We start from the raw sequence: 16,909 nt of genomic DNA, 5'->3' as shown, positions 1-16,909 counted from the left end.
CCATCACAGACACAGGCTGATGATTGGCCAGCCTTGCTGTTGGGCACGTGCTTTCAGGGTGTCATCCGGGTCAACCGCGACTGGATGATCAACCACTTCGAGCAATGGCAGGTCGTTATGCGAATCGCTGTAAAAGTAGCTGCCTTGTAAATCCAGCTGTTGCTGTTCCAGCCAGTCGTTCAATCGGGTCACTTTACCGTGCTGGAAGCTGGGAATTCCGACGATGCCACCGGTGTAAGCGCCATCAACAAACTCCGGTTCCGGGGCAATAATGTGTTCAATGCCCAGTATTTCCGCAATCGGGTAGGTCACAAAGCCATTGGTGGCGGTGATGATCAGCAGTGTGTCACCAGCCGCTTTGTGCTTGGCGATCAGGTCTCGGCTTTTCTGGCTGATCAGCGGGGTGATGCGCTCTTTCAGGAAGGTGTTACGTTCTTCCAGCATCAGCGCCAGTGGATGTTCGGTCAGTGGTTTCAGGGCAAAATTCAGATATTCGTGGATATCGAGCGTCCCGGCTTTGTACTGCTCGTAAAAATAGTCATTACGGCGCTGATGATCCGCCGGATCGACCAGGTTGCGATCGACCAGGTATTGTCCCCAAGCGTGGTCACTGTCACCGGATAGCAGGGTGTGGTCGAGATCAAAGATTGCTAATGCCAAGAGAGTTGCCCCTTCAGGTCGCGTTACACAAAGGAGTCGCTATTCTAAGGGCAAGAGCGCATACTTTCCTTATAATTATGAGTTCCAAATGTAAAAACATTTGTAAGATAAAGTTCTAATAAATGGGTATTTTTAGCCGCTCGATTCTGCCACTTAGTCGCCCTTTTTGGCCGCTAACACCGTGATTTACTTGACCTTTGTGGCGAAATCAGCAAATTTGGAAGCAATTTAAAGATTTAAGCGGATGGCATTGTGATTGACGAGCAGGGTTACCGGCCCAACGTCGGCATCATCCTTTGTAATAACAAAGGACAGGTGTTGTGGGCACGGAGAATTGGTCAAGATGCCTGGCAGTTTCCCCAAGGGGGAATAAAGAAGGGTGAATCCCCGGAAAAGGCATTGTACCGAGAGCTGACCGAAGAGGTTGGCCTGACAAAAGAAGATGTACAGATCATGGGTTGTACCCGTGGCTGGCTGAGATACCGTTTACCACGCCGGATGATTCGCCATGACAGTCATCCGGTGTGTGTTGGCCAGAAGCAGAAGTGGTACTTGCTGAAGCTGACCGCCGATGATTCAAAGATTAATGTTCGCTTGGGGGATAAACCTGAGTTTGATGGCTGGCGCTGGGTGAGTTACTGGTTCCCGCTGGGTAAGGTTGTCGCGTTTAAACGGGATGTGTATCGCCGCGCTATGAGTGAGTTATCACCGCGCATTGCCAAGCTGCAACGTAACGCTCAACCTTAAAGATCACGCCGTTAGATGGAGATTTCAGGTAACACATTATGCTGGATATACTCAGACGCATTGTTCAGGAAGTCAGCGCCGCATCCGATCTGAATGCCGCGTTGCAGGTCGTGGTGGCGCGCATCCGCGAAGCGATGCAGACCGAAGTCTGTTCAGTGTATCTGTATGATCCGGAAGTTAAGCAATATGTGTTGATGGCCACTGAGGGCCTGAAACAAGCGGCCGTTGGACGGGTAAAGCTGAGCTCGTCGCAGGGTTTGGTCGGCCTGGTTGGCGCTCGTGAAGAGCCTCTCAACATCGATAATGCTCCGGCCCATCCCAAATTCCATTTTTTATCCGAAACCGGCGAGGACCCGTTTTTATCCTTCCTGGGTGTGCCTATTATTCACCACAAGCGCCTGATGGGTGTGATGGTGGTGCAGCAACGTGAAAGCCGCCAGTTTGATGAAAGTGAAGAAGCCTTTCTGGTGACTATGTCGGCACAGTTAGCGGGGGTGATTGCTCACGCCGAAGCCACCGGCGATATTCTCGATTTACCTTCCAGCAAAAAAGCCTCGCGCAAGAAGAACGCCCGCTTTAACGGTGCCCCCGGTGCTCCCGGTGTGGGTCTGGGCCATGCTTATGTGATTACCCCGGCAGCGGATTTATCAGCGGTTGTGGATAAGGCCCCGGAGTCGGTTGATGATGAGTTACAGCGTTTTGATGATGCGCTGGCCGGTGCCCGGGAAGAAATCAAAAAGCTGGGTGGTCAGCTGGAAGGGGAGCTACGTCCGGAAGAGATGGCACTGTTTGATGTGTATCTCAATATGCTCGATGACAATGCCCTCGGCGCTGAAGTTAAGAACCATATCCGTGACGGCAACTGGGCACAGGGTGCGTTACGTCAGGTGGTGATGGAGTACGTCGGCCACTTTCAGAAGATGGAAGATGTGTACCTGCGTGAACGGGCGACGGATATTCGTGATCTTGGCACCCGTATTCTGGCTCACTTACAGGGCAATGAAGATGACACCTCGGCGGAAGATATTCCCGATGATGCCATTCTGGTCAGCGAAGAATTAACGCCATCGATGCTGGGTGAAGTACCGGCAGAGAAGTTACGTGGCCTGGTATCGGTCAAAGGTTCATCTAACTCACACGTTGCCATTCTGGCCCGGGCGATGGGCATTCCAACCATCATGGGGGTGGTGGATGTTCCTTATGCTCAGTTACAGGGGCTTGAGCTGATTGTTGATGGCTATCGCGGCTTGTTGTACTCATCCCCGAACGATGAGCTGCGGGAAGAATATCAGGCGATTTATCATGAAGAACAGCAACTGCAACAGGACTTGCTGGAACTAAAAGACCTGCCAGCGGAAACTCTGGATGGCCATCGTATTCCGTTGTGGGTGAATACCGGTCTGGTCACTGATGCGTTGCGCAGCCTGGATCGTGGTGCCGAAGGTGTTGGTCTGTATCGCACCGAAGTGCCGTTTATGATGAAAGATCGCTTTCCGAGTGAAAGTGAACAGCAGAAAACCTACCGCTTACAGCTGGAAACCTTTGCTCCGGCTCCGGTGACCATGCGGACTCTGGACGTTGGTGGCGACAAAGCGCTGACCTATTTCCCGATTAACGAAGCCAACCCCTTTTTAGGTTGGCGTGGTATCCGGGTGACGCTGGATCATCCGGAAATCTTTCTGGTGCAGGTGCGGGCAATGTTAAAAGCCAGTGAAGGGCTAAACAACCTGCGCATTATGCTGCCGATGATCAGTCACACCAATGAAGTGGATGAAGCGTTACACCTGATTTACCGCGCCCATGCCGAAGTGCGTGAAGAAGGCTTTGAAGTGGAAATGCCGGAAGTTGGGGTGATGATCGAGGTTCCGGCAGCTGTGTATCAGATCAAAGAACTGGCCCAGCGAGTGGATTTCTTATCCGTCGGCAGTAACGACCTGACCCAGTATCTGTTGGCGGTGGATCGTAATAATCCGCGCGTTGCAGGCTTGTATCAAGCGTTCCATCCGGCGGTACTGACGGCACTGAAGCAGATTGCCGATGGTGCCCGCGAGCAGAACACACCAGTCAGTGTTTGTGGTGAATTGGCGGGTAACCCGTTAGGGGCAGTGTTATTGATGGCGATGGGGTATGACCTGTTATCCATGAACGCGACTAACTTGCCGAAAGTGAAATCCATTATCCGTGGCATCAACCAACAGTGGGCGAAAGAATTGCTCGCTGAAGTGATGCAGATGGACAGTGCGCCAATTATTGTGGCGACCATCCAGTTATCGCTCGAAAAAGCCGGATTCTCGCGGATTATCGGCCCTCAAGGCCTTAAAAGTTAACTACGACCAGAGCGCTTCAGGCGCCTTGCCACTGGCGACGACGCCCGGTATCGATGTGAATAAACCCACTTTTCGGGTAATAACCAACGCCGCCTGAGCGCATGGCAACTGCTGCTTTGTGTAAATGACGGTGTGACACGCCCGGAATACGGATATCAATCGCTTTACCCTGCATGTGCATGCTGCCTTCTGCCACCCCATTGCTTTGACGACGCAGATCAGCATTCGTCTTAGGCGCACGATAGGCTGACACGACGTACAAAGGTTCTTTGCTGTTAAACAGGTTTTGCAGGTGGTACAGCTTATCGTACAGGCGGCGCTGCATCGCAATGGCTTGATTAGCGCGGTGATCGCGCATCAGCAAATCAATATCCTGAATTTCACCGTCCTGATACTGACCATCGGCCCAGAAGGTGGTTTTCAGTGATTCACCGGTATGAATGTTATAAAGATGTAACGTACGTTCTTCGGCAATTTGCTGATCCTGTTTGAACTGCTCAGCAAAGCTCAGCTGGCTGGATAAGCTGGCTGCACCCAGTAAGGCGGTATTTTTTAAAAACTGACGACGCTGTTGCATCTGAATATTCCCCGGTAGAACTCGTAATTCGGTTACATTCGATAACACTTTATTATGAGTCCAGTATGCACAAACTTACTGTGGCGTAGTTGGTGTTATAAGAATTTGCACTGAGTAATTGTTCTTAAAGTCAGTTATGACAGCCTGCTAAATGTAACAGGCGGCCATCAGATGGGTGGGATTCAAGAGATACCGCTTGATTACAAGGACACGGCCGGATTGGTTGGCGCTAAACCGGCAATCAGGTCGCGTTTGTAGATATCATCCCGTACCTGCAGTACGCCATCGTCGTCGACCCAGGTGGTCCAGTACATCAGGTACACCGGTACTTTATCCTGCAAACGAATGCGGGTGGTACGGTTCTGATCAATGGCGCTGTCGATATTAGAACGGTGCCAGCCTTGCTGACCACGCAGCAGTTTTTCCGCCAATAAGCGGGGTTTTTCAACCCGCACACAACCGGAGCTTAATGCCCGTTTGTCGAGGTTAAATAACTGTCGCTGCGAGGTATCGTGCAGGTAGATATCCTGATCGTTCGGGAACAGGAACTTAATGGTACCCAGGGCATTGTCTTTACCGGCTTTCTGAATCAGACGGTAGGGGAAGTGGCGGGCACTGAGTTTTTTCCAGTTAATGGTTTTTGGATCAACAAACTTATCCACACCGTTAACGTGTTGAATCACCTGATAACCTTTTTCATCCAGATAACCCGGGTTACGCTTCAGTTTTGGTAACAAACTGGTGACGGCAATACGGCGTGGTACCGACCAGGTTGGTGCCAGTTCTAACAGGCTGATCTGATGTGCCATCACCGGCGTGCGGCGCTTGAGATTGCCGATAATCACTTTCATATCCAGTTCGGACGAGCCGCCATTCATCAGGCGCAGACGATAATCGGCCATGTTTACCATAACATGACGCTGCCCCAGCTCCTGTGGCAGATGACGCCAGCGTTTCATATTCAGGGCGATGCGCTGGGCAACCTGATACGGTGGGATATTCAGTTGTTGCAGGGTCTTTTTATCCAGTACACCGCTGTCTGGTAGGTTATGGCGCTGCTGGAAGGTTTTTAAGGCGTCGGCCAGTGCCGCATCAAACAGGAACTCAGCCTGGTCGAGATCGTACGCATCATGTTCAGCCGGAGCCTGTGTGCGTTTTTTATCGGCTTTGAAGAACCACGACAGTGCGCTCTGGCTCAGATCGCCATACTCATTCAGCATCCAACGCAAATGAGGCACCAGGCGGTGACGATCTTTGGACTGCAGCTGCAAGTCATCAGGCAATGGGTACCAGCGCCCGGAGTTGGCGATATCCAGATAGCGGTTTAATTCGCCGCGCAGCTTCAGGTAGCCCGGATGTGATGGTGTCAGCTGATTCACCAGCTGGTCGAGACGGTCGTCCTGAATGGCCTGATGCAGCAGATCGACAATCTGATCTTCACTGATCTGGCTGCCGGGATTGTGAGGTGCTGCAGATAACGACACTTTACGCACCGGATGGTCGCCTTCGCCGGTATCAGGCAGCAACTCGGCATTTAACGCTTGTTTGGCATAGGTCACAAATGCATCGGTCAGTAAAACTTCAACCGCAGTGGCTTGCTTGGGAATATTTGATAAGCGAATGGTTTCGCGCTCCAGCGTAGCCAGTTCATAACCATAATTGCGCCAATCATCGGCGGCAGTTTCGCGCAGTACCTGCATCAGCTCCTGACCAGCTTCGGTCAGCTCGTAGCTGTCCATCCAGACTGGCTGGTAATCGCGACGTAAATAGAAGGGCTCGATGGAGCGAACGTGTTTCAGGCGAACTTCTCCGGCCACTCGACGTGCGGATTCAATCAGCCAATGCTCCATATACTTTTGTGCCACTTTGGGTGGCATATAGGGCTTGGTATTGATGCTGGCTGCTAACACAACAAACAGCAGAACCAGACAGGCGAGGGCAATCCAACCTGTGGCTCCAAGTATTTTGTGCTGTTGTGGCGCAGGAGATATTCTGTTCATGCCACAAAGTATGGACGGCGATTCGAAGAAATGTGATGCGAATCGCGCTACGGTAATTAGAAATTTTGTAAAGCTGTGCAACTGCTTATGCGATGCATGATAAAAAACGCTGATTTCTCAATCACTTACCTTATTCTTTTGTAACTTGTTGAATTACGGCGTTTTTTTGGCGAATGTATGTTTCTTGATCAAAATCATACTTCAGAGTGTGAAGTGCGTTATCTGCTGCTGTTCGCCGCTGTCTTGCCACAGAATTTCGTTGATGATCAGCTGCTGTGACGTGATGTGCAGTGAGGTGGAACAGCGGGTTCCGTACTGCGGTGACAGGATAAACTGACTGGAGAGCAGTTGCTCCCAAGCCAGAGGCACACCGGTTTGCGGTAATTGCTCATCAGCAAAGGGTAAGCGCCGGTTAAGCAGGTCTGCCGGAACCGGCTCTGCTGTCTGATGCTGCCAAGCTGCCAGTTGCTGCTTGGCCAGCTCGGTTTTGGGCCAGGGAGTGTTCAGATGTGCATTGCTTAAGCCATACAGGCCGGAGCTGAGCTTTTGGTAATGAAACTCCGGATGGTTATGGCTGTACCAGAGATTCGTGCCATCAAAACAAATCAGATTGTACAGGCCGTAGCGTTGTGCCGTGCTTGCCAGTTGCTGTAGCCAGGTTTCAGCGTTCAGTTCTGATGTCAGAAAATCCAGCACCAGATTACCACGACTAAGCGGCTGTTCCGGGTCGTGGCCGGGAGCACGAATATTGGTCAGCGCGGCAAAGCGTCGTTGTTGTGTCACCCCCAGCCAGGTACCGCCTTGTTGCAGATCCTTTCCGGCGTAGAGCGCCGGGTATTCTGGCCACGGGTGTAAGGCTTGTGACGGGCGCTGATAAAACTCATCCCGGTTCGCCACTAACACCAGTTGCTGCTTCTCCGCTTGCCAGTCAAATGCGATCAGGCACATCAGCCAGCGTCCGTTGAACGGGTTACGGAACGTTTGAGGGCATAGTCAAAAACAAACGGACCAAACGGCAGAATGGCTGCGATCACTCCGGCAGGCATCGCCCATAACGGCAAGCGAATACGGCTGGCGGTAAACAGTAACGCCAATAAATACAGCATAAATAACAGGCCATGGGCTGAGCCCACAATACGTACGGCGTCATGAACGCCATACATATATTTCAGTGGCATAGCGACCCCGAGTAACAGCAGGAAAGAGCAGCCCTCTAAAAAGCCGATGTAGGTCAGGGTGCGTAATGTCGATTGCGTATGTGATGTTGAGTGAGGGTTGGTCATAACAGTGTCTGAGTCTGAATTGTTTATTTAAATGGAACAATAAGTTTGGTTGGCCAAAAGCAAAGTTACAATGCTGACAATCGCTGATATATCAGGGCTTTCGTCATTGTATTGGTTCACGGGCTTATTTGTTGCAGTTTTCGGAATAATTTATGACAACTTTGTTTCATAGAATGCGCTCAATAACGATATTCGCTTGACGTGAGAGATTCCAGATGAAACAGATTGAGGCCCAGCCGGCGGTGTTTTCTGAACGCTCCGGTATGTTGTCCACCATCATTGTAGCGGTGGCCATTTTGTCGGTCATCCTTGCCTGGTCGGTTATCCAGCAAGGGTTAGTGATTTTGTACGATGAAAATCAGATGATGGAACATTTGCAGCTGGCATTGATTCTGTCAGCAGGCTGGGCTTTCTGGCGCAGTGACTGGTGTGAGATGGAAGATGTGAAGCCTGAAACCCGTCGTCAGCTACGTTGGCTGGCGTTGACGGCAACCGCCCTGATGTTCAGCTTCTTTATCCGCGAACTGAGTGTTAAACACGCAGCACCGGATTGGCTGGTGTATTGGGTGGATGGCACCGGATTTAAAGTTCTGATGGCGCTGATCTGGTTACCACTGCTGTACTCCCTTGCTCGCAGTTTCAGTTGTTACTGGAGTCTGATGACCAATGCCTTTAACAGCCGCTTTTTTGTGTACGCCATGGTGTCTCTGGCATTGCTATTAGTAGGAGCGGTATTTGATAAAGAAGTGTTTAAGCCAGAGTTTTTCCGCTTTTATGAAGAAGTGGCTGAGTTGAATGCCTATGCCTGGCTGCTGGCTTCAGCCTTATCCTTCGAGCAGGATATGGTGAAAGCCAGCGATCGCACTCATTGCATGCGATCGTTGCAGCTTCAGGAGGCTTAGCAAAGAAGGCCTTAAGCCTTCTCAAGCAGATAGTTAAGATACTCATCCCGCAACGTGCGCTTTTGTAATTTGCCGGTTGCGGTGTGAGGTAAGTCATCAACAAAAATAATATCGTCGGGTAGCCACCACTTGGCGACCTTGCTCTCCAGATATTGATAAACATCTTCTTTGCTGACGCTGACGCCTTCATTTTTCACCAGAAACAGCAGTGGTCGTTCATCCCATTTCGGATGTTTCACTCCAATCACACAGGCTTCATTAATCGCTTCATGACCCACCGCGGCGTTTTCCAGGTCGATGGATGAAATCCACTCACCACCGGATTTCACTACGTCTTTGGCGCGATCAACAATTTGCAGGTAGCTGTTGTTATCAATCACGGCGATATCGCCGGTATCAAACCATTGTTTCCCCTGGGCATCGACAAAAAAGGAATCCGGTTTTTCGTCTTTAAAGTAGGCGCTCAGTACCCATGGCCCACGAACTCTTAACAAACCCCGGCTGACACCGTCATGCGGCAGTGGTTGATCATCCTCATCAAAAATTTCCAGTTCGATACCAAACATGGGCTTACCGGCAGTCGTTTGCAGGCGATAACGCTCATCTTCGCTCATCGATTGCATGGCTTTGGTGGGGGAGCCCAGCGTTGCCAGCGGCGAGGTTTCAGTCATGCCCCAGATTGGCAACAGATATACGCCATATTCTTTATCCAGTGTTTCCACCAATGAACGAGGAGACGCGGAACCACCCACACCCACGGTTTTCACCGAGTCCATGCGCAGCTGATTGCGTTTTAAATAGTCGATCAGCCCCAGCCAGACCGTTGGTACTCCCAGCATTAAATCAACCTCAGCCAGTTCAATCAGCTGGTGCAGACTTTGGCCATCCATGCCTTCGCCGGGCAGTACCAGTGTTGCACCAGACATGGGGGCGATATATGGCATGCCCCAGGCGCAGACGTGATACATAGGCACGACCGGCATCACAACGCTGTCGGTACTGATATTCAGCGCATCCGGGTTACGGCTGGCATAGGCATGCAGCACGGTTGAGCCGTGGGAATACAGCACGCCTTTGGGGTTACCGGTGGTGCCGGAGGTGTAACACAAACAGGCAGCGCTATCTTGTGATAAGGCTGGCCAGCTGAAATCTGGCAAAGCCGCCATCACTTCAGGTGTATTAATCAGAGTTTCATAACAACTGACGTTAGGCAGTGAGGTTTGTGGCATATGATCTTCATCAATCAGCAGAATAAAGCCTTTAACACTGCTGAGCTGATCCGCGATGGGCTCTAATAACTGAGCAAAACAGGCGTCCAACAGCACATAACAGTCTTCGGCGTGATTAATAATGTATTCAACCTGCTCCCGGTACAGCCGAGGATTTACCGTATGGCAGATAGCGCCAATGCCGGAGATGCCGTAATAACATTCAACATGGCGATAGGTATTCCAGGCTAATGTGGCAACCCGGTCGCCGGGCTGAACGCCTGATTGCTGCAGCGCCACGGCCAACTGCTTGGAGCGTAATAACGCATCACGATAGGTATAGCGATGAATATCACCTTCCAGACGGCGGCTGATGATTTCGCGATTACCGTGATGCGCCGCGGCATATTCCAGAAGATCGGGAATCACCAGTGGTTGGGTCATCATATTGCCGGTAGATATTGGGTTTGGCGAAGACATAAGCACGATCCTTTGTGATGGCCTTGGTCAGAATAAAGCTTAAGCAAAGAATAGAGTGGGTTATGGCGCACGTAAACACAAATTGCAGCAGCGCTACTCATAGGTTCCCGAGTATCGATCTAAGTAATGGATGATCGCAGCTGATTTAATGATAAGGATATTTATAATTAAAATTGTTTAATTTGTAACCAGATGTAATGTTGTGTAATCTCCTGCTGAATTGCCTGGAGGTGACACAACATGAGAGTCAGCCTGAAATTATTACCTTTTCTTTTGTCGTTACTCGTCACTGGCTGTTTTGGTGATAACGACGACGATGATGATAGCTTTCCGCCTGTCGGTGGGCCTGACCCTGTTACCCCTTCGCCAGAGAACCCTTCTGTGTCTGATGGTAATAATCCGTTCCTGAATATGCAGTCTCAAAACTATCGCCTGAGTGCCCGGGTTACAACTGTTGCCACCGCACCAGTGAGCAATGAAAAAAATAGACTTACGGTAAATATCGTACCGACATCTTCAACTCAGGGAGAGAGAAACTGATGAATTGCCTTCGTCTGAACCAATCGCTGTGGCATCGCCTGGCACTGGCATTGCTGTTGACCGTTACCTTCCCTGCGCTGTCACAAGTTCCACAAACCTTGCAGCTATCGGGTGATGCAGTATTAGCCGATTCGGTAACCCCATTAACTGGTGCTCAACAGGTGCGTTTCACGTTATATGCAACCGACGGTGCTGATACGATTTATGCCAATAATGGTGGTACTTATGTTGACCCGTTGGGGGCCGGTGCCAGCGTAGTCTGGACAGATGTGCAAACGGTTGAATTTACAGAGGGAAAATATTCGGTTGTGCTGGGTAATCGGGAAGATAACCCCTTCCCTGTCGATGCGTTCATCAATGATCAGCGTGCTATCGGTATTCAGATCGGTTCTGATGATGAGCTCTCTCCCCGGTTAACACTCAATACTGTTCCCTTTGCTTTCCGGTCGGCGGTCAGCGAAAACGCCGAGGGTAACATTACCCCGTTATCCGTTTCTATTAAGGATCAAAATGGCAATCTGACCCCTGTGATTAATGAACAAGGTGAGTGGATAGGAAGTAGTTCAGGGCTTGCTGGTATTCAGGGCCCCCCAGGTGTAGCCGGAGAAAAGGGCGATAAAGGCGATACTGGTGCTCAGGGTCCTCAAGGTGTAGCCGGAGAAAAGGGCGATAAAGGCGATACTGGTGCTCAGGGTCCTCAAGGTGTAGCCGGAGCAAAAGGTGACAAAGGCGATACTGGTGCTCAGGGACCTCAAGGTGTAGCCGGAGCAAAAGGTGACAAAGGCGATACTGGTGCCCGGGGTACTCAAGGTGTATCAGGTACACCAGGACCTCCAGGTACACCGGGGGCCCCAGGACCGCCTGGTGCTCCCGGCAGTGATGGCACAATCAGCAGCAGTAGTTTGTCCAGCAAGGTATGTAACGCAGTGTTCAGCTGCAGCTGTGATGATGGGGAATTCATTTTAAGCGCTGGTGCTAGCTGCGCAAAAAATCAGTATTTATATCAGTCCCAGCCGGATACCAGTGACTTTAAACTTTGGCATGCCCGCTGTGAGGTTTTCAGTAATGGTGTTGATGTTGCTCCGACTGAAATTCGTTTAACCTGCGTGACAGAATAAATGAGTTGAGCAGTTTTATGATGAAACGCAGAGCATTTATCAAAACAACTTGCGCCGGTTACCCACTGCTGGCTGCGGGTAGGTTGGAAGCATCTACGACTAAAGCGATGCCACGGCTGATGACCCGTGAAGATGCACGCTATATTCCTGTCGCTGATGATACTGTGGTTCATATCGGTGCTTATGGCCGTCGTGTTGCAGTGGAATGTCAGAGTGAACTCATAGCGTTAAATGCAGCAAATTTTAATCCGCAGGATTTTTCAGACTGGCCCCATTACTGCGACGCAGCACGACATAACCAGCAACTTTATTTGCTTGATCGCAGTCACTTGCGGATTGATGTTTTTTCAGACTCCGGCCAATGGTTATCGGATATTACTCTGCCGGATGGGATTCAGTCGCCTCGTGAATTAGGTTTCTTCGGCGATAAGTTATGGCTTCTGGATATCTCAACACAAGCCATTTGGCAGAGCGACTGTGATCATTGTTTTTCCCCACTGATTGAAGGATTGTCAGCCCCTCTGTCGGTGGCTGTTGTTGCAGAACAATTTCATATTCTGGAACAGGGACTGCTACAAATCAGTGTGTGGAATGACTCAGGAGTCAAACAAGGAAGTTATGGTAAAAGAGTTCTCACTGACGGTGTTTATTCGATATCAGCCTCAAACAATAATGTTTGGGTTTTGGATCGTTTTCAGCAACGGATTCTGCACTATCAGCAAGGTAAGTACATGGCAGGACTTTCACTATCAACTACTGCTGGTCTGTCTTATTTAGCCACCGATAATAACGGCGACCTATGGGTCACTGTGTAAGGAGTCTCTAGTGTCAGATCCATTTTTAGCCGAAGTACGAATATTTGGTGGTAATTTTGCCCCAAGAGGTTGGGCATTTTGTGATGGCCAGCTGATTCCTGTTGCTCAAAATACAGCACTTTTTAGTTTGATAGGGACCATATACGGTGGAGATGGCCGCACTACCTTTGCATTACCGGATTTACGTGAACGCTCGCCGATGCACCCGGGGCAGGAAAACCAAGGGCGATTGCGACGAAACCTTGGTCAAAGAGTCGGTTCGACGCCTATCGCTGTGAATCAAACTCAGGTTGTCACTCAGGCAACACCGGATCGCGGCCTGGCAGCGATACCGTCGTTAGTCCGCAGAGACTTGTTGGATACGAGTGCTGTTGCCGCTGGATATCCATCACTGGCGGTCAATTTTATTATTGCCACCATCGGCTTGTTTCCGTCGCGGAGTTAATATGTCTGAACCTTTTTTAGCTGAAATTCGCATGGTCGGTTTTAACTTTGCACCTCGTGGTTATGCGGCATGTGATGGGCAACTTTTACCGATTAGCCAGAATCAAGCGCTGTTTTCATTGCTGGGTACAATCTATGGCGGTGACGGCCGGACCAGCTTTGCTTTGCCAGATATGCGGGGGCGTATGCCTGTGCATAAGAGCGGGAACCGGAGATTAGGTAGTGTATCGGGCAGGCTGACGACAACATCGCCACTCTCGGTGGTTGATCAGTTACAGGTCGGTCGCAGTCTTGCTGTTACCAGGTCGCAAGCAGAGATTTATAATGGTAGTGACGCCTTTTCTGCTCCTTATAGTGCTATTAATTTTTGTATCGCATTGACCGGAATATTTCCATCGCGTAATTAGGAGCAAATATGTCTGAACCATTCCTGGGTGAAATTCGAATGTTTGCCGGAAATTTTGCCCCAAGAGGCTGGGCACTTTGTGATGGTCAGCTGTTGGCGATCAGTCAGAATACTGCCTTATTCAGTTTGCTTGGGACGACTTATGGCGGTGATGGGCGAACTACCTTTGCTTTACCGGAAATGCGTGGGCGGATTCCTGTGCATCAAGGGCGCGGTGCCGGGTTGGCAGAAATTCGTATTGGCTCACAAGGTGGAAGTGATGCGGCACCTTCTACAAGTTTGCCAACGGCAACCAATTTCAGCATTAATCGTGGTGTTGCGGTAACACAAAACAAACGTGATATAGCTCAGGAGCGACCGGTACATCCGGCACTGTGTATTAATTTTATTGTCGCCTTAGCGGGTATCTTCCCAAGCCGTAATTAATTTCTATGATGTACCTTCTGCGCCCCGTTGTTGTTGAGGATGATGCTTTCCTGGCAGAACTTTATATTTCCACGCGTTGGCAGGAAGTTCAGCAAGTACCATGGAAAGATGAGCAGCGCCGCGATTTTTTGTTACAACAATTTGCTGCTCAAACCGCGCATTACCACAAACACTTTCCTGAAGCCGAGCGATATGTGATTGAGGTAAATCATATGGCGGCTGGGCGTTTATATATCGATGACCTGGGTGATGAGCTTCGCATCGTTGATATCGCTTTGTTGCCAGCCTTCTGTGGTCAGGGAGTTGGTACTCAGCTATTAACTGAAATATTCTGCCGGGCAAATGCCGAAAGAAAATCTGTTGGCATACATGTTGAAAAAAATAACCCGGCACTCAAGCTTTATCAGCGTCTGGGTTTTGTTCAGGAGAAAGATGTTGGGGTGTACTGGTTTATGCGTCGTCAGCTGGCAGATTAAAAACACACTCGTACACCATCTCATCGCAATCCGGATAATATTTCCCAATAGGTACCAGAAAAACATCTAACTTGCCCAACTCTGGGTGACTTAGCTGGTAGGTTGCCTGGCTCAGTGAATTATTATTACTACTGAATAACAGGCTAAACGTGTACCACTGGCCATTGATATTTTATCGCTGACTTCCTTGAGGGTGAGAATATCGGGAGTAAAGTCGGCAAGGTGAAATGTCTGACCTTCAACCGATTTAAATAATGAGTAATCCAAAGTGAGCACCGCTAAACTGGGTTTGTCAGGGTAATTTATCATAATTAATGGTTAGCTAAAAAATGATAGTTTTTTGTTGGATTATTCGCCAAAAATGACTGGTAAAAGCGATTGCCAATGAATATGATCGCAGGCACTGATTATTTAACTCAAGGAAGGAGTATCTGAATGAAAAACCTTTTTCTGTTATCTCTTATTACCTTGCTGGTTGCCTGTGGTAGTGGCTCCGGTTCAGGAAATAATGATGGAACCGTAACCCCGCCTGAAGCAAAGCCTTCGCCGCAGCCGACCCCAGAACCTTCGCCAGAGCCTTTTGTGCCTGAAAACAGTTCAATTTCTTCGCTGTCTTTAGTTGATGCTCAAGGTACCCCACTTGCTAATGCCATGGTTGAAGTCTCGCCCCAAGCAGAGGCTGACAGTTCTGCTTTTGCCTTTATGGCATTGGATAGTCAAATCCTGACAACCGATGAAAATGGCAATCTGGTTTTATCTGAACTGGCACCAGGGACTTATCGTGTAACAGTCACTCTTGCGGGAGTAACAGTTTTTACAACACTGGAAATTCGCCCTGATAATGCATCGGAAAATACAGCACTTGCTTTGCCAATTGTGGTTTTGGAAAGTGACTCGGGTGAAATCAACACAGAAAGCCTGCAAGGTCAGGGAATTTTTGCCTCGCTGAATGGTGTGATTTATAGCGCAGGTGGCGTTTTAGCTAATGCTCAGATCGAAATATCAGGTGGTATTGAAACGAATGGTGCGATTGCTACAGCGCTTACTAATGAACGGGGTGAGTTCTCTCTGATCATTAATGTGGCTCTGAATAAATTGCTGGCAGTGCGTGATGCAACTATCCGAATCGTGCGGGAGGGTTTTCAGCCCTTAGTTATTCCTTTTAATTTGGCTGATATTGCCAATGCAACAACAGTCACAGCGTTAACTGGTCTGAATTATTTATTATTGCCTCAGACTGAAATCACAGATGTGCTGTATCAGGAAGATTTTGAGCAACTGGCTGATACGGCCGTGTGTGGTATGTGGGTTGCCGCCAGCTTTGGTGATGATCTGGGCCCTGATATTCCACTGGAAGACGATGATCTGATTCCTTTTGCGATGATGACTGCTGATGATAGTGAAGATGATTCTTTGTCATTAACGAATTTGTGGCACAGCCATGGCCAGGGCTTGGCCATTGTGAATCAGGCTGTTGTCGAAAATCTGGTCATGTTAGCCCCAGATGATCAGTCGAATGGCTTGGTTCCAGATCCTAACGACAACCTGGCCTGCTGGTATGGCCAGGCAGAAGGCGGGAATATTGGCCAGGGTAATTTCCTGGGGGATTTTGGCAATACCAATGGCGGCCAAGAGCTGGACGGTGGGGAGTCTGACTCTGCTAATGGTGGTGCTATTGTGTCACCACTTATTGACCTGACGAATGCTTCTGCACCTTTGGCGCTGACGCTGAACACATGGTGGGAAATTGAATCTGTTAACCCGAATGAAAATGGATTTGATTTGATGGCTATTTCAGTTTCAACCGACAATGGTGAAACCTGGGAAGACCTTGCTCGTTTGAATCCGTTGTCGGATCCGGTGGGGACAGATGACGTTGATCGTGCTCCGTTGCCTTACTCAAATCGCGGCTATAACCGAGCGCCAGCCTGGTTGGCTCTGGAGCCGATCAGCTTGTCTGAATTTGCCGGGCAACAGATCAGATTGCGTATTGGTTTTGCAACTCAGGATGAATTCTACAACGGATTCCGCGGCTGGCTGGTGGATGATATTGCCATCTTTAATGGCGAAGGGACCTTCCCGCGCTATCAAAACCCGGAGGAGGTTGAAGACTTCGATAACTACATCACGAGTGATCTGGGTAGCTTCTCACAACTTAATTCGACTTTATCTTACTCTGGGTTGCTGGTCGCTGATGAGGCAGTTACCTTACAGCTGATTGCGTACAATGAAGTGGGTAAAGAAAATGTGTTACTGGAGCAACTGGTCGAACCGGGTGGTTTTAATTTATCGGCTGACTACGCTCTGAACGGATCGGTTTATACTATTTTTGCCGCTCGCGTTATAGTCGATCAGAACCTTGTGCTTGAGTCGGTGATTGATATTTATTCTGAACTGTCTGACAACAGCGATTTGCCGGATATCGGTGACACACCGATGTAATTTATCTGAGCCAATAGTCTGATCGAAGAAACTAAAAAACGCGCCCATGGCGCGTTTT

Annotated in this window: 18 protein-coding genes; 11 read left to right on the top strand and 7 right to left on the bottom strand. The window is 49.5% G+C overall.

The window, feature by feature from the left end; genetic code table 11:
* Positions 1-3 precede the first annotated feature (3 nt).
* Positions 4-660 carry an HAD family hydrolase gene (locus tag ACO05E_RS06840; protein WP_419812235.1) on the bottom strand — a complete coding sequence of 219 codons (657 nt, stop codon included), beginning with the start codon at positions 658-660 and terminating at the stop codon, positions 4-6.
* A gap of 252 nt (positions 661-912) precedes the next feature.
* Here ACO05E_RS06840 and rppH point away from each other — a divergent pair, with 252 nt between their 5' ends.
* Together rppH and ptsP are read left to right on the top strand one after the other, a co-directional pair.
* Complete coding sequence (gene rppH / locus ACO05E_RS06835) at positions 913-1,407, top strand: RNA pyrophosphohydrolase (RefSeq protein ID WP_419812234.1); 495 nt, start codon at positions 913-915, stop codon at positions 1,405-1,407.
* A 38-nt stretch (positions 1,408-1,445) separates the two neighbouring features.
* The gene (gene ptsP, locus ACO05E_RS06830; RefSeq protein WP_419812233.1) at positions 1,446-3,734 is read left to right on the top strand and encodes a phosphoenolpyruvate--protein phosphotransferase; all 2,289 of its coding nucleotides are present in this window, start codon (positions 1,446-1,448) and stop codon (positions 3,732-3,734) included.
* A gap of 16 nt (positions 3,735-3,750) precedes the next feature.
* Here the strand turns inward: ptsP and ACO05E_RS06825 are convergent, their stop codons facing one another.
* From ACO05E_RS06825 to ACO05E_RS06810, 4 genes are all read right to left on the bottom strand, one after another.
* Positions 3,751-4,311, bottom strand: coding sequence for a DUF882 domain-containing protein (locus ACO05E_RS06825; protein ID WP_419812232.1), 561 nt, complete (start codon positions 4,309-4,311; stop codon positions 3,751-3,753).
* Between the two features lie 200 nt (positions 4,312-4,511).
* On the bottom strand, positions 4,512-6,311 hold the full coding sequence (locus ACO05E_RS06820; protein ID WP_419812231.1) for a L,D-transpeptidase family protein: 1,800 nt from the start codon (positions 6,309-6,311) through the stop codon (positions 4,512-4,514).
* A 201-nt stretch (positions 6,312-6,512) separates the two neighbouring features.
* Positions 6,513-7,259, bottom strand: a complete 747-nt coding sequence (locus ACO05E_RS06815) for an NRDE family protein (RefSeq protein WP_419812230.1) — start codon at positions 7,257-7,259, stop codon at positions 6,513-6,515.
* Positions 7,259-7,594 carry a DUF3817 domain-containing protein gene (locus tag ACO05E_RS06810; RefSeq protein ID WP_419812229.1) on the bottom strand — a complete coding sequence of 112 codons (336 nt, stop codon included), beginning with the start codon at positions 7,592-7,594 and terminating at the stop codon, positions 7,259-7,261. Before ACO05E_RS06810 ends, ACO05E_RS06815 begins: the two co-directional genes overlap by 1 nt.
* Positions 7,595-7,809: 215 nt before the next feature.
* Between ACO05E_RS06810 and ACO05E_RS06805 the strand changes: the two genes are divergently transcribed.
* The gene (locus tag ACO05E_RS06805; protein ID WP_419812228.1) at positions 7,810-8,496 is read left to right on the top strand and encodes a hypothetical protein; all 687 of its coding nucleotides are present in this window, start codon (positions 7,810-7,812) and stop codon (positions 8,494-8,496) included.
* 11 nt (positions 8,497-8,507) lie between these two features.
* Here ACO05E_RS06805 and ACO05E_RS06800 read toward each other — a convergent pair whose 3' ends face one another.
* Entirely contained in the window at positions 8,508-10,184 is a 1,677-nt protein-coding gene (locus ACO05E_RS06800) for a long-chain-fatty-acid--CoA ligase (protein ID WP_419812227.1), read from the bottom strand.
* Between the two features lie 240 nt (positions 10,185-10,424).
* Here ACO05E_RS06800 and ACO05E_RS06795 point away from each other — a divergent pair, with 240 nt between their 5' ends.
* From ACO05E_RS06795 to ACO05E_RS06765, 7 genes are read left to right on the top strand one after another with little or no spacing between them, the layout of a single operon-like run.
* A complete protein-coding gene (locus ACO05E_RS06795; protein WP_419812226.1) occupies positions 10,425-10,724 on the top strand; it encodes a hypothetical protein in 300 nt (99 codons plus the stop codon).
* A complete protein-coding gene (locus ACO05E_RS06790) occupies positions 10,724-11,842 on the top strand; it encodes a hypothetical protein (protein WP_419812225.1) in 1,119 nt (372 codons plus the stop codon). Before ACO05E_RS06795 ends, ACO05E_RS06790 begins: the two co-directional genes overlap by 1 nt.
* Positions 11,843-11,859: 17 nt before the next feature.
* Entirely contained in the window at positions 11,860-12,657 is a 798-nt protein-coding gene (locus tag ACO05E_RS06785) for a hypothetical protein (protein WP_419812224.1), read from the top strand.
* 10 nt (positions 12,658-12,667) lie between these two features.
* Entirely contained in the window at positions 12,668-13,102 is a 435-nt protein-coding gene (locus ACO05E_RS06780) for a phage tail protein (RefSeq protein ID WP_419812223.1), read from the top strand.
* A 1-nt stretch (position 13,103) separates the two neighbouring features.
* Positions 13,104-13,508: a phage tail protein gene (locus tag ACO05E_RS06775; RefSeq protein WP_419812222.1), complete on the top strand. Its 405-nt coding sequence runs from the start codon at positions 13,104-13,106 to the stop codon at positions 13,506-13,508.
* An 8-nt stretch (positions 13,509-13,516) separates the two neighbouring features.
* Positions 13,517-13,933, top strand: coding sequence for a phage tail protein (locus tag ACO05E_RS06770; RefSeq protein WP_419812221.1), 417 nt, complete (start codon positions 13,517-13,519; stop codon positions 13,931-13,933).
* 5 nt (positions 13,934-13,938) lie between these two features.
* Entirely contained in the window at positions 13,939-14,409 is a 471-nt protein-coding gene (locus tag ACO05E_RS06765) for a GNAT family N-acetyltransferase (protein WP_419812220.1), read from the top strand.
* Here ACO05E_RS06765 and ACO05E_RS06760 read toward each other — a convergent pair.
* Positions 14,384-14,578 carry a DUF6916 family protein gene (locus ACO05E_RS06760; protein ID WP_421722757.1) on the bottom strand — a complete coding sequence of 65 codons (195 nt, stop codon included), beginning with the start codon at positions 14,576-14,578 and terminating at the stop codon, positions 14,384-14,386. The genes ACO05E_RS06765 and ACO05E_RS06760 overlap by 26 nt on opposite strands.
* A gap of 266 nt (positions 14,579-14,844) precedes the next feature.
* On the opposite strand from ACO05E_RS06760, the gene ACO05E_RS06755 reads away from it, so the two are divergent.
* Complete coding sequence (locus ACO05E_RS06755) at positions 14,845-16,851, top strand: hypothetical protein (protein WP_419812218.1); 2,007 nt, start codon at positions 14,845-14,847, stop codon at positions 16,849-16,851.
* The last annotated feature ends 58 nt before the right edge of the window (positions 16,852-16,909 follow it).

This window comes from Bacterioplanoides sp., assembly GCF_965226395.1.
GTDB lineage: Bacteria > Pseudomonadota > Gammaproteobacteria > Pseudomonadales > Oceanobacteraceae > Bacterioplanoides.
This window is presented reverse-complemented; position numbering and strand designations above follow the sequence as displayed.